The sequence below is a fragment of the Allobosea massiliensis genome, from assembly GCF_042655245.1.
GTDB classification, from domain to species: Bacteria; Pseudomonadota; Alphaproteobacteria; order Rhizobiales; family Beijerinckiaceae; genus Allobosea; species Allobosea massiliensis.
Map to the genome: position 1 here is coordinate 1 of NZ_JBHSLU010000047.1, position 23448 is coordinate 23448.

The following is a 23448-nucleotide window of genomic DNA, read 5'->3' on the forward strand; positions in this document are numbered from 1 at the left end:
CCTCACTCTTCGATATCGAACCAGTCATGGACACGACATTACTCCTACCCCTTACGGAAGTGGGAGGGCGTGTCCGGTCAATTAGGGGGCGGCTTCACAGACACCTGGCCGCACCAGACTGTCTCTGCGTCTCTGTCACGTGAGGTATCCGCGGGATCGCCTGATGCGTCGAACGCCACCGGGCGCATCTGGAACTGCCGCCCGTCACTGGTGCCGATCACCTCCACACCATACCCCGGGCGGGTGGCATCGGCGACGACGAGACTTCCATTCGCCACACACGTCGTCGTCATTCCTTCACGGACTTCGTAGCCAAGGCCCGCGAGACCGGTCATGATCGCAGCGCGCCGCGCAGATGCAGCCTCGTGGGCCCGATGCTTCGCCAAAACGGCCTCAGCGGTGGCGAGACGCGCCTGAATGACCTCGCTGACGACAGCAGCGTCCTCGGAGACTGTGAAAGAGGCGACCGGAAGTCCTGCCTGTGCCATCTCGGCCAGAAGAACGCGCAGCGCAGTTCTCAAGTCGGCGGCTTTCCGGGCTTCAGCGAGCACCCGCCCTGTTTCGACCTCCAACCCGTCGAGGATCAATCCCCGACGGGGTGATGGGGCTTCGATGGCTTCGTTCACCCTCGTTCGTAAGGAAGCGATGTCTCTGACATGGCCGAGCGCGAGCAGTTCATCGAGCCGGGCTTCGATCCGCTCGACATCGGGGTCTGTCGGAGCCGCCGGCTGTGCGGCGAGCCAGTTGGCGAACGACAGGGCTTCCTCACCACGGCTGAGTTGCTCCGCCAGAGCGCTCGCTCGCCCGGAAGCCGGCCTGCTCGCGGCAAGCGCACGGAACCCCTCCGCAAGGGCGGCCTCTTCGCCATCAGCGAGGCCGCGCATCACTTCATTTGAGAGGACGACGCCGGCGGCGGCAGCAGCCCTTCCCAACGTCTCGACTGCTTCGCAACGTCGACGGGCATGGGTGCGCGCGGCAGCCTTGGCGGCTGCGGCCTTCTCAAGGCGGAAGCGCATGTCCGACCGCAGGAACGATTCCTCTGCGGGAGCCTGCGCTTGCATCTCGGCGAATTTGCCCTCTGCGGCGAGCGCAGCCAGGGCGTCACGGCGCCGACAGGCTGCCTCGACTGTCGGCGCGTCTAGGCAATCATTGCGGCGTCCTGTCTCGGCCCACTGCTCGAGCGCAGCGTCGATACGAGCCAGCATCCCCCTGCAGATTGCTTCGTGCTCCTCGCGCGTGACGATCCTGACGACTTTGGGGCCGCTCATGTTCGCTCTCCCAAGGCGTGCGCGACGGCCGTCCGAAGGCGCGCGCGCTCGACATCGGGCTCGTGGAACCAGCGGTGCGAGGAAACGCGGTGCAGCACTGGCACCGACCTGCGCAGGACCTGCGGCCGCCAGACTTCTCGGGCCCTGGCGCACTCAAGGAGCGGATGGCGTGGCGCGTCGCATTCAATGCCGATGCCGAACAGGCCCGTTCGGGGATCCTCAATGGCAAGGTCGATCCCAAAAGCCCCATCGTCGCAGACGTCCGTCGGCTCCCAGCCCAAGGCCCTCAGCTCCTCCGTCACAGCAACTTCGAGACCATCGCGTCCGCCGACATGGCCAGTCAATCCAGAGGTGAACACGTCGCCGACGGCCAGACACCGGCCAACGCGGCCCACGGGGGGCACGCGCGCTTCTGCTATCCGGAAGTCCAGCTCCGGTCTCAACGGGCTGCGAGACCATCGCCTGGAAGACGCTGCGGCCGGGAGACAGCCTCAACTGAATCGATGGCCACCATTTCCTCTACAATGTAGAGTAAATGGTGCCGACACAGACAGGATGCCACGTGGCGGGGCGTGTTGGCGCCGCCGCCCACATTCCGCCGCCCTTCTCGCGCCTCCCTTGCGAAGGGGATCCGACCTCAGGGAAGCAGCGACGAGTGCTCCGACGCTGACGGAACAAAGGAGCGCCGGCCCTCCCGGGCCTCCGCGCCACCCAACGGCTCCAGGTCATCAAGGGAGCATGAGAGGGGAAGGCGCCCATAAGGGGGAGGGCAGACACAAGCCGTCAACTGCTTCACAGCCTGCGGGTTGACGGAACAGCCCTCCCGCCGGCAAAGGCGTCCAAAAGCAAAGGGGCCGATCCTCAACGGACCGACCCCAACGCCATCGCCTCCCAGGCATCGCCCCACGATGGGGCCGTCACCTTCCCCACAAGGCGCGCCCGAGGCGCCGCCAGTAGCCGCCCTCCGGAACGGCGCGTCCGCCGATCTCGGCGATCGCGCACGACAAACGGGGAAGGTCGTCCTGGAGGGACGACAGAGCCAGGACCTTCTCCTTCAGATCAGCCAGCGTCTGGGTGATCGTCGGATTCGACAGGACGCCGTCCTCACGGGCCTCCAGCTCCGCAAGATCCTCCATCCGCTTGCGATGGTTGTCGACCTCGAGCTCGACCTGATCAACGAAGAGGCGATCGACGACGCCAGAGGCGTCCAAGCCGAGAAGGTCGCCAAGGACCTTGGCCTGGACCTCGTCGAGGTAGAAGGCGGCCAGGTCGACGCCGTGCTGGACCTCGAGACGCTCGAAGACCTCGCCCGGCAGACCGGCGCGATGGAAGCGCACCTCCTCGGCGAGCGAGCGTTCGAACATCCCGAACGCCATCGCCAGCACGCTGAAACGGATCCGAAGCCGGCGATCGTCGCCACGCAGGAACGGGACCGGCGGCTTGGCCAACACCTTCGGCCCGCCGGCCCGGCCGGCCGCGTACTGGCGCGAGACCCCGTCGGGACCGACGGGGTCGATGATCGTCCCCGCCACCACTTGAAGATAGCCGGCCCCATGGTCCCTCAAGGTCGCGACGATCGAGTTCACGCCGACGCCCGGCGGCGAGCCGAAGTCCCGCCGCATCACGCCGACCACGAGCTCGACGTGCCGGAGCGACAGGAGGAGCGCACCCTCCACCGACGCCGACACCGGGACGGGGCCGACCCCGGAGAGGTCGCTGAAAAGCGCCCTCATCCGGCGGGGGTCAAAGCCCGCCGTCCGATAAAGCGACTCGTCGATGACGTGGAGCACGCCATCCTCCAGTTCGTAGACGACGCCATCGTGCGAGATGCCCGTCACCCGCTGAGGCGGGGCCGGAGGAGGAAGCGCCGCGGAAGCGACGGGCGGAGGCGGAACGGCCGGACCGGCCGGCTGAAGCGTGCCGTCCCGCCAAGCCTTCTCCAGCCTGATCAGGTCGACGAGGAGATCGCGCCCCTTGGGCATGCCTGACATCACGATCAGGAACTTCGCCTGCTCGGCGTTCAGGAAGTTGATCTTGGGCTTCTCGCCACGCTTCGAAGGGTCGATCAGACCTTCGATTTTCAGCAGCTCAAGGAGCCTCTCCGCAACAGCCTTATCAAAAGGCGGTTGCACGACCCCATCAGGATCGTGACGCAACAACTGACGCGCCTGGGGATCGATCTGAAAGATCGAGCCGAGCATCATCAGGCCGTCGCGGTTCGCGTCGATGAGATTCCATCGGATGCTACGCTTCCTGGCCATCTGAAGATCCTTGGCCAGATCCTCATCAGCCACCCGTGGCTCGCCGTCGATGATGAACAGGCGCCGCCCGTCCTTGTGGAAAACGCTCGGCTCCGCCACGACGGGCAGCCCGCCATTCGTATTGACCATGACCCTGCTCCCGCAACTTGATTCGGCACTCACGTGCAGAACATAGCGGAAACAGGGGATTTCCGGCAGGGATCGCTCGGAACTGCGCTACCATAGCGCAATTCGCCAAGCCGTCACTCGGCCGCGATGCCCACGGCCTTCGCCAACTCGGGATCAGGATCATCAGGCGAAGGCGCCGCATCGGCCAAGCCGACCATGACGAGGTAGGGAACCTCGCCCCGCTCGGGATGACCCGCCATGTGCGCCTTGCGCAGGCGATTGATCGCCACCTCGGCCGACGCGACATGATCGGGCCCCATCGCCAGAGGCCCATGGCCCAAGCACGCGCGCATCTCCTCGCTGTCCTTGAGCGTCCGCGGCGTCTCGCCGGCAGCCTGGCGCCGGACCAGCTCGGCCAAGGCCAGGTTCAGGCCCTCGTAGAGCGCCCGCTGCGCAAGATGAACCGCCAAAAGGCGCGCGTTCGCAGACCGGCTCGTGCGCGCGTTGCGCTCGGCCACGTCCCGCCGCTCGGGACGCGGAGCGTGCCTCGGCATCCCGGCTGGCAAGGCAACCTCGCCACGCTGCGCCTTCTCGTCGCGAACCCGCTGAAGCTCGATGAACCTCTGCTCGATCTGCTCCGCCAAAGCCGCGACCGGCCGATGGCGCTGGTACTCGAACAGGATCATCGTCTCGACGCGACGGACCAGGTTGTCCAAGATCCCGCCATCGTCGAGCAGGCCGAAGGCGGCCAGCTTCTCCTCGGCCGCGGTCTCGCCGAAGAGCATCCGCGCGAAGTCGACCTCCTGCTCGGCAAGCGAGCCGTCGCGGATCATCTCGACCGAACGGACCGCGGCGCGACGCGCGCGCTTGACCTCCTCGACGCCCCTCATCTCTGCGAACACGGCACAACTCCCGACCCTTAAAGCGCGGCCCGGGAGGCCGCCAATGAGACCCGACTCAAGCGCCGGGACCACGGTCGGGAGTCATACCACCTCCGGCCGGACGCCGAAACGGCCTCGAATGAAGATTCCCTCACGTGGGGCGGATTCCCCGGAATCGCCCGGATTCCCCGCAATGCGCAAGATTCCCCGGAATCCGCTTGACACGGGGGAATCCCGTGATCTCAGCAGGATTCCCTGCAATGACCACGATCCGAGGGAATCTCTGTCGAAAAACGCCAAAGATCACCTCGGATTGCCGATTTCAAGGTGATTTCGAAAATGGGCGTTCCGCAAAAACAAAATCACCTTGAAACGGCAGTTTTTCGGCTTCGCCATACGGGCCTACAACGGCCAAGGTCGGCTCTACAACGAGCCGTGGGAAGGTCCCTCAAAACCCATCTCAGGCGGCTTCGCAGAGGCACTACGACGTGCATTTTCAATGGGTTAGCGTTTTGGGCCTGACAAGGGGACGAGCTACAACGCTTCAGGCCCACATGGAGGGAGAAAGAGGGCACGATACCGCAAAGTTGACGGGAGGCGCTCTCGCTTCTCCCGATCATCTTCGCTGAGCCTCGCTTCCGCTCGTCTCCGTGCTCTCCGAGGGGTCTCCCGACGGGCTCCGGCCGGGCTCTCGCCGGCCTTCGTGTGCTCCTCGAAACCGGCCTGGTCGGCCTCGTCCCGCGCGCTCCATGTACCATGGATCGCGCCGCCCTCCCGGGCGGCTGCGGGTCGTTCGAAGAGCGTCTCGGAGGCGGCCACGAGCCGCCGTCCTAGACCGTTCCCGGTAACCACGCCAGCCCTCTCGTTCTGACGATGTTCCCCGGAAACAGGCAGGATCAGCCCGTGAAACGGTCTGATTCGGGCCCTATAGGAGTTGCGTCGTGACCAAAGCCAAGACGAAGCTGCCGGCGAAGAAGGCGCCGCCGACCATCATCATCGAGGGCCATGAGACCTACGAGCGCCTCGGCATGGTCGCGACCAAGATCGACGGCGTCGAGCACTTTCTCGACCGGTCGTACGCCAGGAAGATCGGGCGCCAGGAGAACATGGTCTCCCTGACGATCGAGGAAAATCGGGCTGAGCTTGAGGCGTACGGAACACTTCAAGTAGTAATTGATATGTTCGCCCTCGTCGGAAACGGCGCCAAGCGGCCCGTCAAGGCCCACTGGCTCAACGCCGACCAGATGATAATCCTGGCGATGCAGTCCCGCACGCCCAAGGGCGTCGCGTTCCGCAAGACGCTCGTCGAGCTGGTCAAGGCGGTCCGTGACGGACGACTCATCCACCGCCAGCATGCCGTCCTCACGGACAATCAAGAAGGCAATCCGAGCCTGGCCCTGCCCTTCGACCTGTCGAAGGGACTGGGACCGGTGCCAGAGGCCCTATAGGAATTGCGGGAGCTCTACGGAACAGTGCATGCCGCACATGCACTGTTCGCCGTCGTAGGGAACGACGCCAAGTACCCCATCAAGGGATATTGGCTCAACAGCGATCAACTCATGATCCTGCTGATGAAGTCGTCGTCGGCCAAGGCCGTCGAGTTCCGCCGGCGCATCGTCACCCTGATCAGGGACCTCAGGGAAGGTCGCCTCGTGTACCGCGACAACGCGCTCGTCGCCGCAGAGCCCCGTCACGACACTCAGACCGCGCATGCAAGCCCGCCGAGACACGCCCTGCCCTTCGACCTGTCGAAGGGACTGGGGCCGGTGACCGAGGTCAATGAGTGGGCGCAACGCTTCGCGATCAAGGACGGCTTGGCCATGGAGGCGCGGGACGTCCCACCCACGGCCAGGACCGACGACGGCGTCACGCTTCACGTCGTCGGCACGAGGGTCCACTTCACCGATGCCGACCTCGCCATGCTGGCGGGATGGACCGAAGCCGCCGTCGGCGACCTCATCGCGACGAACGTCGCGAAGTTCGAAGCGCACGGTCAAATCCACAAGGTGCCCAAGGCGGCTGCTGGCCGGCGCAAGGGCGCGTCCACAGATCGACTCCTGAACGTGCCGCAGACCGGCTTACTGCTCGACCTGTTGGAAGCCCGCGGGGTGCCGACGTCGGTCAGGGCCCGCCTCGGCGCGATCTACAAGGCCTACCTCGATGGGACCCTGGCCGACCTCTGCGGCGACCCGATCCAGAGGTCCAACGCGATCGCGATCGCGCAGGCCCGCCTCGGCTACGCCATCGACGCGCATGGCTACGTCCATAGGACGCACGACCAGAACGGCCGGCCGGTCTCTCCGTATGAATGGCTGCCGCCCGTCCGGATCGACCTCGCTCGAATCGTCTCCCATCTCGACGACGGGAAGCCCGTCTACGCTGCGGCGGCGACCGCCGCGACGACGCGCCAACTCGCCTCACGGCAACCGCCAGTCGATCCACCAAAGGAGATCGACGCTCCAGTTTCACCCCTCGCGCCGACCAGCGGTAGCAGTGAGATCGTCGTGAGGGACATCGAGGCACCCATCGGCGCCGCCGAACTGCCGGGCCTCATCGCCACCGCGGTCTCGCAGGGCCTGGCGCCCCTGGTGGACGCCATCTTGGCGACAAGGGTCCAGAGCGCCGCAGATCCGACCAGCCAGAGGACGAAAGGCGCGCCGCGGACCCTCGACAGGATCAAGAGCGCGCTCGACGCCTTCAAGGACCCGCGCCGCACACACGACGACGCATAGCCTCTAATCCAGATATCGGGTGGCGGCGCCCAGCCGGCACCGCCACATCTTGGGCCATGACCACGACCCTCTCCGATGCACGTCCGATCGTCTCGCCCACGACCAGAAAGGTCATGCAGGCGAACAAGCGCCGCGACACCGAGCCAGAGCTCAAGGTGCACCGCTGGCTGCACGCCAAGGGCTTCCGGTTCTAAGATGGAAAACCGGACTTCCCAGGACACCTCCCCAACATCCTGGTTATGGTTGGCGCCCTCGCCGACCCCAAAAACGCGAAAACACCTTGCTCAATCATGCTGCTCAGGGATCATCATGAGAGCAAACCCCCGCAAAGAGTGGATTATAAGCCATCATGCCCACAGAACTGAATGCTGATATCCTCGAACACGCTTTCGACGATCTCGGCCAGATGGCTAGGGACAATGGCCTGATATGTGAGATCGCCGTCTACGGCGGAGCATCCATCATGCTCGCGACCGACATCCGCGGTGTAACCAGGGACGTCGACTCAGCATTCTTGAAGGAAGCGCCATTCATCGATCAGGCCGTGCAGGTCATCAGTCGGAAAAGGGGTCTACCAGATGACTGGCTGAACCAATCAATTGCGCACATGGTCACTGGGCGCATAGGCCCGACGGCGAAGCTTACGCTCTTCAACGAGTATCCTCGAGATCACGGCGTGCCAGGTCTACGCGTCCTTCTGCCAACGCCTGAATACATCCTGGCGATGAAACTCATCATCTCCGGACGAACAGAACCGCATAAAGACGAAAGCGACCGAAAGGACATTATCGGTCTCATGCGGATCACGAAGATTCGGGACAAAACCAAGATGATGGACCTCGTGAAGCATTTCTTCCCATCGGCGGTCGGAACAGGCGAGCGGATCAAAGCCAAAATCGAAGACGCCATCAAAGCGGAAAAGGACAGCAGATCCCATGATTCCGATGCCAAGACCTGGAACGCTCAAGGAAGTCGTGCGCCGGGTTCTGGCCGGTGAACAAGAGCTAAATGTCGCGTTCAACGAATTCCTCGACGCATTCTACACGGACCCCGATCCCGTCAGCCGCATGGCACGAATAGCCGAGGAGCCAGCCTACCTTGACGACGAGGTCGCCGACGCGCTTATCGGCGCCGCGGGCGAGCATCTCGCACGACGCTGGCGGGTCGGAAAACCGCCGCGCTGGACCGAGCGCAAACGGCGCTTCCTCAGGAAACCTTGGTTCCCTGAAGGCGTCGACGCCGAGAAGCCGTTCATGATCGCAGAAAGCCCAATGGCGTTCCGTCGCCGTATGCTCTTCGTTGACGCGGAACCGCTACGCCGCCTCCGAATGCCTCATGACGAGCGTTGGTATGCCCACGAGCAACAGCGGACCGGCATCGACTGGCGAGAGCTTGAAAAGCCAAATCCATGATCGAGCGCGAGATTCACGTGGGCGCGTCGACGCGATCCCGAGCGACTTCACAGAAATAAACCGAGGCCACAGCCCCGGTCATGGCGATCCTCGCCCCACAGGAGGCTCAGAAGGCGGCTGCGCCGGAGGCAAGGGTCGGACGGCACGCGGAGCAGTCTTCAGGCCCCTGACGTTGATTCGCTGGCCAGCCGGAAATTATAAGAACGCCGACGAACCCCTGGGATGATCGCTCAACTCGATCGTGATACAAAGCTCAAGAAAGGAGGAAGCCGTGAGCGCCATCGAAGAGACAGCCGTGGGAAGCGCGTTCGCATTTCCGTCCCTGGCGCAGACGCCGATGCGGTTCTGGGACCGCGACAAGCACTTGTCGTGGCTCAAGGCCAACATCGCGGCGCACCGCATCTGCAGCGACCCAAAGACGCTCTCACACCTGAGACGCCACCTCGATGCGTGGCGCAAAGATCCGCGCAATGCGCTCACCATCCGTGTCTGGGATGATATCCTTGCGCAGGGCCCCGAGACCATCATGCAGCGCATCACCGCCTTGAATGACGCTGGCGAGTTGGCGCGCGACACGATGCCTCCGGGCATTGTGCTCGACGAAGCCGAGATCACCGCCTGCATCGCCGAACGCCGCCGACAAGAGGCTAGAGGCCTCGTTGTCTACGGATCCGACGGCTGACGCCATGGCCATGAATCGAGCGAAGCTAGACCGCCTCTTGAAGGCAGCGGCGCATCGCTCCAAGCAGAATCGATTCGTTCTTGTGGGCTCGGCCGCAGTTCTTGGTCGTGGCAAGAACATCCCCGCAGACATGCTGCAAACGAACGAAATCGACATCTACGCGCCAGACGCCGAGGATATCGAAGGGGTGTCAGAAGATCTTTCGGCTTTCCTCGGCGATGGCACAGCATTCGCAGATGCAAATCAATGCCACGTCGACGGCGTCAGCCCAAAAACAAGCAGGATGCCATCCGATTGGCTCTCCCGTACGGTAGAATACACCAGCTCTGGATGCCCTGGCGTGGCGGCCATCGTCCCTGACCTCAACGACATCGCAATCGCGAAAATGATTGCTTGGAGGGACAAAGACAAGATTTGGCTCGCTGCCGGTGCCCGACACATGCTGGTAGACGCCGCCACCATGCACAGTCGCATCGACAACCTGCCTGAGGCCTTCACAAGCGACATACCACGCTGCGAGCTGGAGCGTCGCCTCGACGACATCGAGCGCTTCACCGGCCGACCCGGAAAGGCAGCAAGAGTTCACGAGATCCTTGCCATATCCAAGATCGGTCCAGGACAAGATGACGGCTTCGTCAGAGTCCAATGGGGAGATCGCGACGACCCGACTGATGCGGAAAGGCAAAGCGCTCTCCTCACTTATCCGGCGTTATCAAGAGACCTTGCGATCAAGGAATGGCGCTTGCGCGACTTCGCAGGAGTGGAGCTTTGGGAGGCCAATGGACGTCCGGGAAAAGGACCGGATCGGAGCACTTCGACCAAGGGATGGATCGAGCTACGCATTAGAAGAGACATCACGGACTGATAAAACGTAGCGTTTCTCCTGAAGGCCAAAGTCATCTCGGCCCAGTTCGCGATCCCCGTAGACGGAAAGTACCTCCCGCTCCGAACAGGCCTCGGGTAACTTCACCGAAATCGACCGGTCATGGCCCCGGTCATCGCGATCCTCGCCCCACACGAGGCTCAGGGGCTGGCTGAGCCGGAGCCCAAGACCCGACGCTGAGGGCGGCCGTCTTGAGGCTCCTAGGATGGATTCGCGGGCCCGCGACGAATGAAGGACCAAGTCCCAACCCCTACAATGAAGACGAAAAATGCTGAACGCGATCTTTGGCAGCCATCGAACGAGCGGGCGCGTGAACCCAAACGTCGCTCTGACCTCGCGCGTCAAAGCGCTCGCGCTAGCGGTATGGGACTCTTTCAATCCCATCGCGATGCGATATGATCGGGCCATGCGAACCGATCCCATCCACTTCCGCTTCGATGAGCGAAAAGGCGTCGAGGTGCTCACCTACGTCGCCGAGCGCTGGCCGGGGATCACGCCGTTCTACGCCTCGAAAGTGCTCTTCGTCGCCGACGAGGAGCACATCAATGCCTACGGACGACCCATTACGGGCGACACGTTCATCGCCATGCCGAATGGGCCTGTGCCCTCAGCGACGTACGCGCTGATCAAGGGCCAGCTCGACGCCTTTGGCGCGCCAGAGGCGATCTTCGAGGCGATCGAAATCCGCCAAGGCCCTCGCTACAAGCAGATCTTCGCGAGACGGCCAGCGAACCGAGAAAAGCTTTCGCCGTCCGACGAGGAATGCCTCGACAATGCGATCGCCTTCTGCCGCGGACGGGACTTCGACGAGCTGTCCATGCTGACGCACCAGAATCCAGCATACCAGAGGGCCATGCCCAATGGTCCGATGGATCCGGCAGACATGGTCCGCATCGACCTCCCGCACCGAGACGAGGTGCTCCAAGAGATGCGCGACTTCAGCCGATATGGCCTGCTCTGAAGCGGCCGAATTGGTCACGGGCCATGTCTACGTGATCTTCGCGACCATCGCGAAGCCTCCCAAGGACAAACTCACGATCTGCGTCTGCGCCGGGAAGAATCTCTTCCTCTGGATCAACACGAAGCGAAACGACCGCCAGGACGGCCAACTGCCACTCAGGGCCGACGACCATGGCGTGCTCGATCGGGACTGCTTCCTCGATTGCAGACGTTTCCGCCCGTCTCGCTGGCGAGCGCCCGCGACAGGGGCCCATCTCAGACGACCTGCGCAATCGCATCATCGAGATGTTCGAGCAAACTCCGCCCCGCAGGGTCCCACGCGAACGGGTAGCCCTCATCATCGCAAGTCTCAGGGAAACACCACAGGACAGGTATTCGGACGGCGGTCTGAATCCGAACCCCTGAGGAAGAGACAAAATGTTAAAGACGATCAAGCGCGCGGGGCCCGCGCGCCTGGTGGTGAAGTCGGTCGCCTACGTCGCCACGACGGCGTTCCAGGGGACCGTGGGCGGTCAGGCGATCTTCACGCAGATCGCCGACGACGCCGGCCGGGTCGTCTACACCGCCCTCGGTGAGACAACGCTTGGCCGGGCCTCGGCCGCGAAGCTGACCCAGGCCAAGGTCAAGGCCACGCTCTTCGCGGCGCTGCTGACGCAAGCCAAGCCGATGCACTGGCTCGAGCGCGGGCACCTGACCTTCGGCGTCGACGAGCCCGGCATGGGCCTGGCCGCGATCGGGACGATCAACGCCGACGACTGGATCCTCCAGGCTCCGTACATGGTCATCAAGACCGCCACCGGCCACGCCATCCCCGGACCCATCGAGGTCGCCTACCCGATGTCCCTCGCGCACCTCTCCGACCGGGAGCCGCGCGTCAGCGAGATCAACCGCGACATCTTCTCGGCCTGCGTGCGGTCGGGATTCTACCGGGAGCTCACGGGCGCCGAGGCGATCGAGCACAGCGACCTGATGCCGGCATGAGGTTGCTGGTCTTATCAGACCTCCACCTCGAGCTGAAGCCGCGATGGTCGCTGCGCCGGCGCTGGCCCGACTATGACGTCACCGTCGTCGCCGGCGACCTCGCAGGCTCGATCGCGCTGGGCGTCGCCATGCTGGCGACGTATCCCGTCCTCGGCGGCAGGCCGGCCATCTACGTGCCCGGCAACCACGAGTACTGGGAAGACGAGATTGGCCAGGCCGAGCAAGCCGGCCACTGGGTCGCCTTGGGAACCAACGTCCACCTCCTGCAGGGATCGTCCGTCGTCATCAACGGCGTCCGGTTCGCAGGCGCCACGCTCTGGACCGACTACGCGCTCGACGGCGATCCGATCGGATCAGCGCGGATCGCATCAGAGACCATGAAGGACCACGACCTCATCGGCCTACGCCGGCCAAGCGGCGAGACGGCGGCCTTCATGCCGGGAGACGCCATGGTGCTGCATCAGCGGCACCGGACCTTCATCGAAAAGACCCTGGCGAAGCCCTTCGACGGGCCGACGGTCGTCGTCACCCACCACGCGCCCAGCGCGCGATCCGTCGCCGCGACCTACAAGGACGACGACGGAAATCCGGCCTACGCCTCCGACCTGGAGCCAACCCTCCTCTCGCGCCAACCCGACCTGTGGGTGCATGGGCACGTCCACAACTCGAACGACTACCGAATCGGCGCGACACGGGTCGTCTCGAACCCCAAGGGGTATGGGCCGTCGCGATCCCGCGACGGGCTGTTCCGAAAGAGCGAGAACCGGGCCTTCAACCCAGCCCTCGTCATCGAGATCTGAGACCATGACGAACCAACCTCGGAAGATCCTCGTCATCGTCCATCCCGGCTCCTGCTGCGGGTCGGCCGACATGAACCTCGGCCGATACGAGGCCCGTGCCCTCAGGGACCAACCCCACGGAAACCGTGCTCTCCGACAAGCTCGCGCACCCGGCCTGCGAGCATCTGGGGCGCGCGATCAAGAACGCGCTAAGCCGCGCAAGATACGGCACGCTCAGCCATGAAGGCCTCGTATCGATCGGTGCAAACCACTACAGCGTGCCTGACGGGGTTGGGCCTCGTTCCGCTAGCGCTTGGCCGCCTTGGCAACTTGCTCGGCCGACTTCCTGCGGGCGCTCAACCTGCTTCTGGACGCCGGGACCAAGGCCCATATTGCCCTCTCTGCGCTCAATACCCTAGTTCTGTTCATGACTACGTTCCGCGGCTTCGCCTATTGCTGCCGAGCGCCTCGGACGGCGTCAGCCACATCATTGTGATTCTTCCGCCTAAGCCAGTCGACCAGCTTGGTGGGAACGCGAAGCCCCTCTCTTATCCGACCTGCGCGAAGCGTCGCAGATTGGATGACGAGTCGGCCCAAGGCGACGCGATGAGGCAGCGGCACGTGGACCGTTTCCCGATCCGAGCTCAGTACGTCAAGCACGATAAGGCGGGTGGCTTCGCGCATTGCTGATGAGATAGGGCGCATGTCGCGTATTTGCCCAGTGATGTCAGTCGCCCGGAAGGCACAATCGATCGTGACCCAGCCCGTACTCCGCGCCCAATCTTGGTAAGGACAGAACTCAATCATTGCCCCGCTCGTCAAAGCGTTTAGCAGTCCATGATCGGCGCTGATCACCTCCTCAAGCAGAGTTTCGGCCTCCGATCGCGAAAGCCGGTCGCCGATTAAGCCAGCCCCCATGCGGTCTGCAAACCTAACGAAATATTGCAACCTCCAGCCTTGAGACGCTCGGGCACCCCGCTGAACCTGCGTCAGATCAGCATCATGGATTAGATACCTCTCCTCGTCACGCAAGTCCGAACTCCCGATGATTGCCGTGACAATACGTCCATAAGTGCGCTCAGCATTGGCGATCGCCTGCGTTTGCGACGCGGCACGCTCCGTCAGACGGAACAGTGGTGCGCTGCGCATGTGAGACAGCGTCACAGCGAACATCTGTTCGCGCTTGGTATTGATGATAGAGCCAGAATTACCGATTGGGCTTCCTGCTGTCGCCGGTGTCTTCATGAATGAGCCTTCCCGGCTGAACCTGACCGGAAAGCAAAGACGGCCCCGGTTGTTGACCACAGACGGACCGAGACCCGCCAGCTGTGCGAGGGTCTCAACCTCATCGGGTCTAACAACGGCTTCCACGGGCCACAGACGCAAAGCGTCAGCTTAGACCAGAAAAACATGCCTGATTCGGATTGCCGTCGCAACACGTCGCAAGCCGCTGCTGCGCGTTCCGCTTGAGATTTCTCTTGTGAGGCGCTGCATCGGAAGATCTCGGGGCTGTTTTCCCTTACTTTAGGAGGCTTCCATGACCGATGCCGTAACGGTCACTGCTGTTCGCCGCGTATGTTCGATGACATGGCCATTTGCTGCTGTTCCGACAGTATTGTCGATCGAAGCGAACCTCGAACGCCAGCAGCACCTCCGTCACCGAAGAAAACACCAGAATTGCCAGCCTCTCGCCTAGGCAAAATTCGTCACAACCGGCGTTGAGGGCGAGTCCAATGCGGACGGACGGCTCCGCCGGGCTGCGCTCGGGGTCGAACCGTGCCCGGTTGCGACCGGAGCCATTCTCGGGTCAGATCGTGGAGATGCTGTGCAGGAGACCGCACCATTCGTGCTGAAGGCGATCCCCTCGAGGCTGAGCGAGCGTTGCAGCTCCGCTATCACTATGTCGAGTTTCTGACGGCGCATCTGGCGGATTGCTGCCGCGTCTTTGGTGGCGACCTTCAGGAGATGCTGGTGTTGGCCGTCATGGGCCAGGTTCATCTGCGGGCCGGTCTCGACGTCGGCCCCGACGGCCTGGTCAAGCCGCGCTCGATCCCCGGCCCCATCGGGATCACGGCGTCGCGGATCGCCGATGTCACCGGGATTCCCAGGCAAACCGTCCGCCGCAAGCTTGCCAAGCTGGAGAGCCGCGGCTGGATCGTCCCGAAACCGTCGGGCCTCTGGGTGATCGCCCTTCGCGATGGCGTGGCAGTGGCGCGTCAGGGCGACAATGGGCTGGATGCGCTCGATGCCAGATCGATGGACCGCGTTCTGCGCATGGCCCGACAACTCTCAAAGATCGTAACGGGAACAGAGCGCCCGCTTTGAGCAGGTAGGCCCTTGCCGCCCGCCCGCCGCATCGCGACGGTGGCGTCGGGAGGACCCCATGTACGATCCATCGCTGTTTCGTCTCGACGGGGACGTCGCACTCGTCACCGGCGCCGGTGCAGGCATAGGCCGCGCGATCGCGCAGACCTTTGCCGCGGCCGGCGCGGCCGTCGTGGTCACCGACAGGACGCAGGTCGAGGCGCAGAAGGTCGCCGCCGACATCGCAAGCTCGGGCGGCCGCTCCCTCGCCTTGGCCTGTGACGTCACCCAGCCCGACCAGCTCGAGGCTGCGGTGGCCGGTGCCATCGGTGCCTTCGGGCGCCTGACCATCCTCGTCAACAACGCCGGCGGCGGGGGACCCAAGCCCTTCGACATGCCTATCGCCGATTTCCGCTGGGCCTATGACCTCAATGTCTTCTCGCTGTTCCGGCTGACGCAGCTGGCGGCCCCTCACATGGCTGAAGCAGGCGGCGGCGCCGTTCTCAACATCTCCTCGATGGCCGGCGAGAACCGCAACCAGCGCATGGCTTCCTACGGATCGTCGAAAGCGGCGGTCAATCACCTGACCCGCAACATCGCCTTCGATCTCGGGCCCCGCGGTATCCGCGTCAACGCCATCGCGCCCGGCGCGATCCGCACGGACGCGCTGGCCTCGGTGCTGACGCCGGAGGTCGAGACGGCGATGCTGCGGCACACGCCGCTGGGTCGTCTCGGCGAGGCCGCCGACATCGCCAATGCCGCCTTGTTCCTGTGTTCGCGCGCGGCGAGCTGGATCAGCGGCCAGGTGCTGACCGTCAGCGGCGGGGGCGTGCAGGAGCTGGACTGACCTCGCGCGACCTGATCACACAGGAGGAGATCGATGGGCTTCGATGCTTTTGCCGGGTTCCGGATGGCAGGCCATACGGCCATCGTGACCGGCGGTGCCCAGAACATCGGGGCGGCCATCGCCCGCAGCCTCGCAGGGGCTGGAGCACGGGTCATGATCGCCGATCTCGACGGCGACAAGGCCGCCGCAGCGGCCGCGTCCATCGCCGCCGAAACGGGGGCAGACTGCCTCGGCCAGGTCTGCGACGTGACGAAGACCGATCAGATCGAGGCCGTCGTGGCCGCCACCGTCACCGCTTTCGGGGGCCTCTCGACGCTCGTCAACAATGTCGGCTGGGGCGGCCGGCAGGACGATCCGACCGCGATCCCCGATGAGGAGTTCATCGCCTCCTACCGCCTCAATACGATCAGCGCGTATCGGATGAGCATGGCCTGCCTGCCCCATCTGCTGGCGGCGACGAACGCCACGATCACCAATTCGGGGTCGTTCTCGTCTGCCATACCGGCCTACGACATCCTTCCCTATGCCACGGCGAAGGCGGCGCTCAACCAGATGATGGTTTCGGTCGCGCATTTGCTGGCTCGCAAGGTGCGGGTCAACTCGGTCCTAATCGGAACGGTCCTCACCGCCGGCTATGCCGATGCAGGAATCGACGAGGCCGTGCAGCAGCGCATGAAGCACCCCGACACCCTCACAGGTCGCCCCGGCACCCCGGAGGACGTCGCCAATGCCGTGCTCTGGCTCTGCTCGCCGGGCAGCAGCTGGGTGAGCGGACAGACCATCAACGTGCATGGCGGGGGCGGTGTGGTGCGTCTCTTTGGGCACTGACCAGAGCGATCCGCGGCGCCGCCGGCACGAAGGGAACCTTGGCTATGAGAATGGCGATTGCGGCTGCTGCGGTCTCGGCCGCCTTCGGCACAATGTCGGTGGCCTCGGCGCAGAGCCGGGACGCCGCAAAGTCGGTCAGCGATCGCCAGGTCGCCGTCATGATGTTCGTCGATTATGGCCGTTCCTATGGGTACCAGAGCATGCTGGCGGCGATCCAGATCGACGTGGTCAAGGCTCAGATCGCTCGCGACCAGGCGCTGCTGAAGCAGAAAGAAGAGCTCTACCGGAAGAAGGCGATCCCGCTCGTCGAGCTGGAGATCGCCCGGCTTAAGGATCTCTGGAACCGCAAGCAGCTGGTCGTCGCCGAAAAAAGTCTAGCGACGGTGTCGGCCCAATACCAGGCGATGGGCGAAATGGCGAAGCACTTCAGTGGGGTGAACGTCCCGGTCGATGCCCTCTATGCGACGTTCCGGCGCGCTTGGGACGCAGGTTGTGAGAAGGGCCCCGACGAGGTCGAGGCCATGCGGGCGTGGGCTGCGTTCGCGACCAAATCCGCAGAACGTGCTCGGCAGTTGAACCGGCTGGGCCGTGAAACGAAGACGGCGTTGCTTGAGAAGCAGATGCAGCAGAGGATCGCCCAGGCCAACTATGAGCAAAGGGCGTCAAGGCTCGACCGCTGCAGGACCGTCCTGTCTCCGAGCTTCGATGACGTTCTGATGGTTGACGCACCGCGGCCAGCTGGAGCCGAAAAGCCGTCCGACCGATAGATGCAACCTCGCCGCCGCCGGAAGTGCTCGCTGTTCTTCCATCGCCGCGCTGTTCGGGAAGGATGCGCCACAACCCGACATTGGGAGCTTGCTGGATACCAGACATTCGGCACCGCAATTGTCTTCGCGGCTGCGGCACAGCATCATGATGAAGCTGAACCGCATCGCAGGTGGTTGGACCATATGGCGACGACTCCGGGCCTGTATCTGAAATGGCGCGCTTTTCGGGAGCTCGTCGGCATGCCGATGCCCGAGGCGGAGATTGCCTTTCGGCTGTTCGGCGAGACGAATTGGGAGAGCAGCGCGCCGAAATTCTCGAAGCTGCTTTACGGCGATTACGGCTTCTCCCTCGATACCGCCACCGAACTCGCCGAGATCGTCAACAAGCGTCTCGACGTCAGCCTGCGAGCGCGTGGATTGCCCGGACTGGCGGAGCCGCTGGCTCCGTCCGAGTTCACACTCCCGCTCTACGACTTCATCCGTCGCATCCAGTCGGCAGCGCGGATCGAGGACGGCGAAACGCTCGACCGGGCGCAGGACGCGCTGCTCGGCGACTTGGCACCTGGGGTCAATCCGCAGGGAACCGTGCGGCTCGTCATCGAGAAATTCGCGGCCGATCGCAGCTTCGACGGCTTCTTGCCGTCCGGCGGCGACGGACCCGTGGTCTTCGAGGCGGGCCGGCACAAGGGCCGCATCGCGGTGCAAGGCATCGATCGCGAGCCCGCCATGGCCTATACGCTGCTTGCGCGCGACACGCGCCCGATCGGACACAGATGTTGGGAACTCAGCTGGGCCGAAACGATCCTTTGGCTGCCGTCCCCGTCCCGCCCGCGCCTGGTAGAGGGAAAGCTGCTGCTGATGCCTGAAGCGGCGCCCGTGCAGCCCAAGCCCGGACGGTTCCTGGCGACCACGGCGCTGCTCTGGGATACCGACAGTCGCCGACTACTCGATCCGCGGGGGGCGGATGCGGAGCCGGGCGCGCTAGACGAGGAGGAGACGGCCCGCTTCCTGACCAATCTGCGCCGCCTGCAGCGGCGCAACGCGGGCGCCGTGACGGTTTCGAGCGCCGAGTACATCGTGACCATCTGACGGAGCGACGCAGATGCGCAGCCGCTGGTTCGATCTATCGGGAGAGAGCTGCGCTACCGCAGCCAGTGCCTTGGATTCCAACGCTCCGCCGGATTCCACGGCCGCCGCTCCTGAGATCGATGGACCTTCTGGATCCGGTGTGGAGCAGCGCTTCGCCCTGCTGATCGGCAACGCCTCCTATTCCCCGGCTGCGCTCGCCAATCCGGTCCGGGACGTGCGCCTGCTGGCCTGGACTCTCGAAGGCATGGGCTTTTCCGTGCGACGGGTCGAGAACGCAACGCTGGCTGCGATGCAGGACGCGGTCATCGCCTTCGGCGAAGAGCTCGACGCGGCCGGCGCGAACGCGATCGCGCTGCTCTATTTCGCGGGACACGGCGTGCAGCACGAGGGCGGCAACTTCCTGCTGCCGGTCGATGCGCGCATCCCGGCGCCGCATTATCTCGCAACGCGATCGCTGCCGCTCGACGTCGCGGTGGCGCAGCTGGCCCGCTGCCCCCGCCGCGCCACCATCGTCGCGATCGACGCCTGCCGCGACGAGGTCGTGACCGACATGTCCGCGGATGCGGCCGGCGTCACGGCCGGGCTCGCGCGCGCCAAGCTGCCGCGCCCCTCGCAACTCATCTTCTCGACGGCGGCCCGGGCGCGCGCCGCCGACGGATGGGGCGATCACAGCCCTTTCGCGCTCGCTCTGTCCGAGGAGTTGCCGGGGCTGCTCGTCCCCGGCCGCCGCCTGCAGGACATGATCGACGACGTCGCCACCAAGGTCGGCCTCTGGACGAAGGACGAGCAGACGGTCTCGGTCTATCGCGAAGGCTTCATGCCGCCCTTGTCCCTGACGGAATCCGACGAGCAGCGGCTGCGCGACTGGAGCAAACGTCCGCCGTTCCGGCTCTCGCGCCGGCAGGCCGTGCAGCGCATGGCCACCGGCGTCGCGGCGCTGGCGATGGTTGCGGCGGCAACGCTGTGGTGGACCGCCTATCCGGAAACGCGCACGACCTGGCTGCTGCGCGCGGGCCTGCTCGACAAGGCGGCCTATGATCTGACCTGCGCCCGGCCCTGGGACGGAGCGCCGGATCGCTATGGGCTGACGCGCCGCGACTGGTGTCAATTAATCCCGCGCATGCTGGTCGAAAAGGCGGCTTCTCAAGCCGGTGCCAAAGAGCAGGTCGCGACCGGTCTCCGCGATGGCGATCCGAAGGCTGTGCTGCTGGCCGCGGGCTGGGCCTCGCAGGATGCCGACGCCCTCCATTTACAAGCGCGGGAAACGAGAGAGCGAGAGGCCTATGCTCTCGCCGAAAGGGCGGCACAGACCGATCTTCCGCTCGGTGTGATCGCGCCGATGCTGATCGCGCCCTTGCGCTATACGGCCGAAGCCGGCCCGGCGGCTATCGTCCGGTCGCTGCGGGACGCCGAGGCGAAGGGTGTCCTCGTCGCGGCCATTCTCGCGCCGGTCGCGGAGGCGACGCTCCGCAGCGGCGGCATCGGAGGCATTCCGTACGAGGCGCTGGACGAGGTGGAGGCGGCCTTTCGCAAGGCGGCGGCAGAGGACAGCACCGGTGAGGTCGCCTATTACGCTGCGCAGAATTTCAGCGGAAACGGTCTTTCGCCGGCTCTGTTTTCGCCGGAACGGGAACGTGCCTGGCTGCAGCAAGCGGTCGCCGCCGGGTTTCGGCCCGCCATCGCGGTTATCGTGCGGCGTGCGGAAACCGATCCGGCCTATCGGCTAGAGCCCGAGGAGCGCACGCGCCTGCTCGGCCTTCTGGCGTCACGCGGCGATATCGCCGGCCGCTACTGGCAGGCTCGCCAGCGCATCGGGCGCGAGCACAGCATCGGGCCGGACACGCTTGCGCTCGCGGACGAGGCGGCCAGGGCCGGATTCGAGCCTGCGACACTCGATCTCGCGGATTATTATCTGGGCGACGGGCGAAACCCGCAGCGGGCGCTCGAAATGCTGCGCGCGGCGGCGAAAGCTGGTCAGCCTGAGCCGATCCTGAGGCTGGGCCTCCTCCTCGCCGATGGCCGAACCGGCGCCGACGGACGCGAGATCGTCAACCCGCAGCAGAAGGAGGCGATGGCGCTCCTCCAGCGGCCTGAGGTCGCGCAGAACCTTCATGCCCGCTTTACGCTCGCCCGGCTCTACCTCTACGGCGATCCCGCCCTGCGCGATCCGGCCAAGGCCGAGGCTCTGCTACGCGATGTCGCCAGAGCGACGCCGGAACCGCGGATCGGGCTCGATGCGCGCGGTGAACTCGACCGGATCGCGACAGAGCGAACGTTGGAGCGGGTGCTCGATTCTTCGCTCGGCATCACGGCCGGCCGTCCGGACGCGCCTCTGTCATTGACGCTCGCGATGTCCCCGTCCTGCGGGAGTTGCGGTCTCGAGAAGCTGATGCAGGTCGTCGAACCCTTCGTCGCGAGCGGCGACGCGCATCTTTCGGTCGTGCCGCTCAGGGCTCCCGGCGACGCGAGCGTCGAGGCCTCGCTGCTCGCTGTCTGCGCCGCCCCCGAGACGCGTTTCGCTCGGTTTCGCAAGCTCGTGGCCGCCGCCGTCCGGTGGGGGAGCATCGCCGAAGAAGCGCAGCGAAGACGGGCCTTCGCTGACGTCCTCAGCGAGGGGGACATCCCACCCGTCGATGTCGATGCATGCCTTCGAAACGGTACGGCTCGGGCGGCCCTCCAACGTCAGCACGACGACATCATAGTGGCGACGGGGCTGACGGCTCAGCCGGTCCTATTCATCGGCGGCGAGAGGCGCGAGGAGGCCGATGCTCTTCCCGCGGACGAACTGCGCTGGCTCATCCTCGCCCAGCTGCCGCCGGCGAGGCGCGTCGGATCGCGCGGCCCAACGCCATAGATCGAAGGTGCCGGTCACGATGCTCTGCCGGCCGGCCACCGCCCATCGTAGATCCGCTCCACAAAGAGCCTCCACGTCACGAAGAAGCATAGGAAGCCGGTGAAGAGCATGAGACTGCCGAAGACGATGCCCGGCCAGACCATCACCACGCTTGCGACGGTCGTGGCGAGCTTGTGGGCGAGCCACGACGCGGCGAAGCCGGCATCCTGCACGATGTCCCAGTGGTTCTGTGGCGGCCGCGGCTCCGGGAAATCCCGCACGAGCCACGCGACGGAGGGATGATAGGGGGCGCCGGGCTTCAGCCACGGTTCCGGGAAGAGGAAGTCGGTCGCCGCCCTGGCGATCCAGAGGCCCACCGCCATCGAAATCGCGCCGCAGACGATGAACAGCAGGTTCCCGGTCCAGCCGAGTTCCTTCTGCGCGGCGGGGGGCTCAGCCCCAGGGTTCTGCTGAAGATCCATGACGTTCTCCTTCGCGCTGATGATGTCCTGTACCGGGTGGCCCGTGGCGACCTCTGATCTGTTTTCCGAATATACAGCTTTGATCGCTCGGCGACGATTGCGCCTGCTTGCGCTGGGTTGCGGTTCGCCGTGAGACAGGATTCGCGAGGAAGGGGTGGCCGCATCCTCTTTGACGCCGCCATGCTCTTTGCCCGCGCCCGCTGAGGCGGCTCGCCAACGGCAAGGCCCGGCAACCGGAAGCAATCGACAGATGCCGGCCCGGTGGCAAAAGTAAACGAGATCTTCTTCGATCGGCCGAGGGACCCATGTCGATCACCACACCAGGACATCTTTCGCTCAACCGATCGATGGCGCGAGCCGGACTGGCGCTGTGCCTCCTCTGCGCGACGGCGCCAGCCAAGAGCGCGGTGCCGCGCCTGAACGGCGCGGGCGGCCTGTCCTGCCGCGTGCTGGACTCGCCTCCCAAGGCGCGTCTGCCGGAGGGGCACGCCGCGCTGCAATGGAGCTTCGGCTACCTCACCGGGCGTGTGGAATCGGGCACCGGTGAGCCTCACCGGCGCTTCGCGGGCCCAGACGGTATCGCCGCTGCGATCATCGCCTATTGCCGAGCGTATCCGGAACGACAGGTCGCGGACGCCGCGGCGAGTGTCTTCGGGCCTTGACGGCCTCTTTCCCGGTTCGACGCGGAATCTCCGCGCCGGCCGATCGCTTGGTTTTTTCAGCTTCTTACAGGGGGTATCGCGATGTCCATGATCACCCGCTTTCGTCTTGCGAGCGCGGCCGTCGCTGCGGCGCTGCTGCTGGCCTTCCCGGCCGCGGCCCAGAACAATCAGTGCTCGATGATGTGCAACGGCATGTATAACGACTGCTACAGGGCCTGTGCCGGATCGAATGACGGCCTCTCGCCCTTTGGAGCGGCGCCCGGCAGCGGTCCCGGCCGGTCCGGTGGCGGCTATGGCGCCATCGCGATCTCCGACAGCGACAAGGGCTCCCTGCGATGGGGAACATCCTATGATTACGAATCTCGCGGGCGCGCGGAAGCCGCGGCGATGCGAAACTGCATCGCCGGAGGGCTTCCGGGCTGCCGGGTACGGCTCTGGTTCTCCAACGCCTGCGCCGCCCTCGTGACCGCGGGCAACGGCCGTTGGTGGACATATTGGCGCGGTTCGCTCGCGGCCGCCCGCCGTGCGGCCCTGGCGGAGTGCGAGCAGGACGACAAGGGCCGGTGCACCGTGAAGGAGGCGTTCTGCTCGTCCTGAAGCACGTTCCAGGTCAAGGCGGCACAAGCGCCCGCGATGAGCGGGCGAACGCGGTTCGATGGCAGCGAGAACAGCGCCGAGCGGAAAATGGA

24 protein-coding genes are annotated in these 23448 nt (G+C 64.9%); 18 read left to right on the forward strand and 6 right to left on the reverse strand.

The window, feature by feature from the left end; genetic code table 11:
- Window positions 1-77: 77 nt before the first annotated feature.
- From ACFPN9_RS15340 to ACFPN9_RS15355, 4 genes are all read right to left on the reverse strand, one after another.
- Complete coding sequence (locus tag ACFPN9_RS15340; RefSeq protein WP_377817224.1) at window positions 78-1268, reverse strand: hypothetical protein; 1191 nt, start codon at window positions 1266-1268, stop codon at window positions 78-80.
- Window positions 1265-1672: a hypothetical protein gene (locus ACFPN9_RS15345; RefSeq protein WP_377817225.1), complete on the reverse strand. Its 408-nt coding sequence runs from the start codon at window positions 1670-1672 to the stop codon at window positions 1265-1267. Before ACFPN9_RS15345 ends, ACFPN9_RS15340 begins: the two co-directional genes overlap by 4 nt.
- A 513-nt stretch (window positions 1673-2185) precedes the next feature.
- Window positions 2186-3628 carry a hypothetical protein gene (locus ACFPN9_RS15350; RefSeq protein WP_377817226.1) on the reverse strand — a complete coding sequence of 481 codons (1443 nt, stop codon included), beginning with the start codon at window positions 3626-3628 and terminating at the stop codon, window positions 2186-2188.
- Between the two features lie 143 nt (window positions 3629-3771).
- The gene (locus tag ACFPN9_RS15355; protein ID WP_377817227.1) at window positions 3772-4539 is read right to left on the reverse strand and encodes a hypothetical protein; all 768 of its coding nucleotides are present in this window, start codon (window positions 4537-4539) and stop codon (window positions 3772-3774) included.
- A gap of 920 nt (window positions 4540-5459) precedes the next feature.
- Between ACFPN9_RS15355 and ACFPN9_RS15360 the strand changes: the two genes are divergently transcribed.
- The 10 genes from ACFPN9_RS15360 to ACFPN9_RS15405 all read left to right on the forward strand — a co-directional run bounded on the left by ACFPN9_RS15360 (window position 5460) and on the right by ACFPN9_RS15405 (window position 12968).
- A complete protein-coding gene (locus ACFPN9_RS15360; RefSeq protein WP_377817228.1) occupies window positions 5460-5966 on the forward strand; it encodes a hypothetical protein in 507 nt (168 codons plus the stop codon).
- A 111-nt stretch (window positions 5967-6077) separates the two neighbouring features.
- Window positions 6078-7250 carry a hypothetical protein gene (locus tag ACFPN9_RS15365; RefSeq protein WP_377817229.1) on the forward strand — a complete coding sequence of 391 codons (1173 nt, stop codon included), beginning with the start codon at window positions 6078-6080 and terminating at the stop codon, window positions 7248-7250.
- Window positions 7251-7306: 56 nt separating this feature from the next.
- Window positions 7307-7444, forward strand: coding sequence for a PDDEXK family nuclease (locus ACFPN9_RS15370; RefSeq protein WP_377817230.1), 138 nt, complete (start codon window positions 7307-7309; stop codon window positions 7442-7444).
- 155 nt (window positions 7445-7599) lie between these two features.
- The gene (locus ACFPN9_RS15375; protein ID WP_067993545.1) at window positions 7600-8247 is read left to right on the forward strand and encodes a hypothetical protein; all 648 of its coding nucleotides are present in this window, start codon (window positions 7600-7602) and stop codon (window positions 8245-8247) included.
- A complete protein-coding gene (locus ACFPN9_RS15380) occupies window positions 8225-8662 on the forward strand; it encodes a hypothetical protein (protein WP_067993548.1) in 438 nt (145 codons plus the stop codon). Before ACFPN9_RS15375 ends, ACFPN9_RS15380 begins: the two co-directional genes overlap by 23 nt.
- Before the next feature lie 271 nt (window positions 8663-8933).
- Window positions 8934-9344 (forward strand): hypothetical protein, encoded by a 411-nt coding sequence (locus ACFPN9_RS15385; protein WP_377817231.1) that lies wholly within the window; start codon window positions 8934-8936, stop codon window positions 9342-9344.
- Window positions 9345-9348: 4 nt separating this feature from the next.
- Window positions 9349-10209 carry a DUF6036 family nucleotidyltransferase gene (locus ACFPN9_RS15390; protein ID WP_377817232.1) on the forward strand — a complete coding sequence of 287 codons (861 nt, stop codon included), beginning with the start codon at window positions 9349-9351 and terminating at the stop codon, window positions 10207-10209.
- Between the two features lie 286 nt (window positions 10210-10495).
- The gene (locus ACFPN9_RS15395) at window positions 10496-11188 is read left to right on the forward strand and encodes a Panacea domain-containing protein (RefSeq protein WP_067993550.1); all 693 of its coding nucleotides are present in this window, start codon (window positions 10496-10498) and stop codon (window positions 11186-11188) included.
- Window positions 11189-11604: 416 nt separating this feature from the next.
- The gene (locus tag ACFPN9_RS15400) at window positions 11605-12168 is read left to right on the forward strand and encodes a hypothetical protein (protein WP_067993553.1); all 564 of its coding nucleotides are present in this window, start codon (window positions 11605-11607) and stop codon (window positions 12166-12168) included.
- On the forward strand, window positions 12165-12968 hold the full coding sequence (locus tag ACFPN9_RS15405) for a metallophosphoesterase (RefSeq protein ID WP_377817233.1): 804 nt from the start codon (window positions 12165-12167) through the stop codon (window positions 12966-12968). The genes ACFPN9_RS15400 and ACFPN9_RS15405 overlap by 4 nt, the downstream gene beginning before the upstream one ends.
- 429 nt (window positions 12969-13397) lie before the next feature.
- Here ACFPN9_RS15405 and ACFPN9_RS15410 read toward each other — a convergent pair whose 3' ends face one another.
- Complete coding sequence (locus tag ACFPN9_RS15410; RefSeq protein ID WP_156450998.1) at window positions 13398-14192, reverse strand: hypothetical protein; 795 nt, start codon at window positions 14190-14192, stop codon at window positions 13398-13400.
- Between the two features lie 738 nt (window positions 14193-14930).
- Here ACFPN9_RS15410 and ACFPN9_RS15415 point away from each other — a divergent pair.
- From ACFPN9_RS15415 to ACFPN9_RS15440, 6 genes are all read left to right on the forward strand, one after another.
- On the forward strand, window positions 14931-15272 hold the full coding sequence (locus ACFPN9_RS15415) for a MarR family transcriptional regulator (RefSeq protein WP_377817241.1): 342 nt from the start codon (window positions 14931-14933) through the stop codon (window positions 15270-15272).
- A 58-nt stretch (window positions 15273-15330) separates the two neighbouring features.
- On the forward strand, window positions 15331-16098 hold the full coding sequence (gene hdhA, locus ACFPN9_RS15420; protein ID WP_067993560.1) for a 7-alpha-hydroxysteroid dehydrogenase: 768 nt from the start codon (window positions 15331-15333) through the stop codon (window positions 16096-16098).
- Between the two features lie 33 nt (window positions 16099-16131).
- Window positions 16132-16926 carry an SDR family oxidoreductase gene (locus ACFPN9_RS15425; protein WP_067993563.1) on the forward strand — a complete coding sequence of 265 codons (795 nt, stop codon included), beginning with the start codon at window positions 16132-16134 and terminating at the stop codon, window positions 16924-16926.
- A gap of 50 nt (window positions 16927-16976) precedes the next feature.
- Window positions 16977-17693 (forward strand): hypothetical protein, encoded by a 717-nt coding sequence (locus ACFPN9_RS15430; protein WP_156450999.1) that lies wholly within the window; start codon window positions 16977-16979, stop codon window positions 17691-17693.
- A gap of 240 nt (window positions 17694-17933) precedes the next feature.
- Window positions 17934-18782, forward strand: coding sequence for a hypothetical protein (locus tag ACFPN9_RS15435; protein ID WP_156451001.1), 849 nt, complete (start codon window positions 17934-17936; stop codon window positions 18780-18782).
- Window positions 18783-18921: 139 nt separating this feature from the next.
- Window positions 18922-21636 (forward strand): caspase family protein, encoded by a 2715-nt coding sequence (locus ACFPN9_RS15440; RefSeq protein WP_377799797.1) that lies wholly within the window; start codon window positions 18922-18924, stop codon window positions 21634-21636.
- Window positions 21637-21650: 14 nt separating this feature from the next.
- Here the strand turns inward: ACFPN9_RS15440 and ACFPN9_RS15445 are convergent, their stop codons facing one another.
- A complete protein-coding gene (locus ACFPN9_RS15445) occupies window positions 21651-22097 on the reverse strand; it encodes a hypothetical protein (RefSeq protein ID WP_377799796.1) in 447 nt (148 codons plus the stop codon).
- A 305-nt stretch (window positions 22098-22402) separates the two neighbouring features.
- Between ACFPN9_RS15445 and ACFPN9_RS15450 the strand changes: the two genes are divergently transcribed.
- A complete protein-coding gene (locus ACFPN9_RS15450; protein ID WP_067993607.1) occupies window positions 22403-22759 on the forward strand; it encodes a hypothetical protein in 357 nt (118 codons plus the stop codon).
- An 81-nt stretch (window positions 22760-22840) separates the two neighbouring features.
- Window positions 22841-23356, forward strand: coding sequence for a DUF4189 domain-containing protein (locus ACFPN9_RS15455; protein WP_377817234.1), 516 nt, complete (start codon window positions 22841-22843; stop codon window positions 23354-23356).
- Window positions 23357-23448 lie beyond the last annotated feature (92 nt).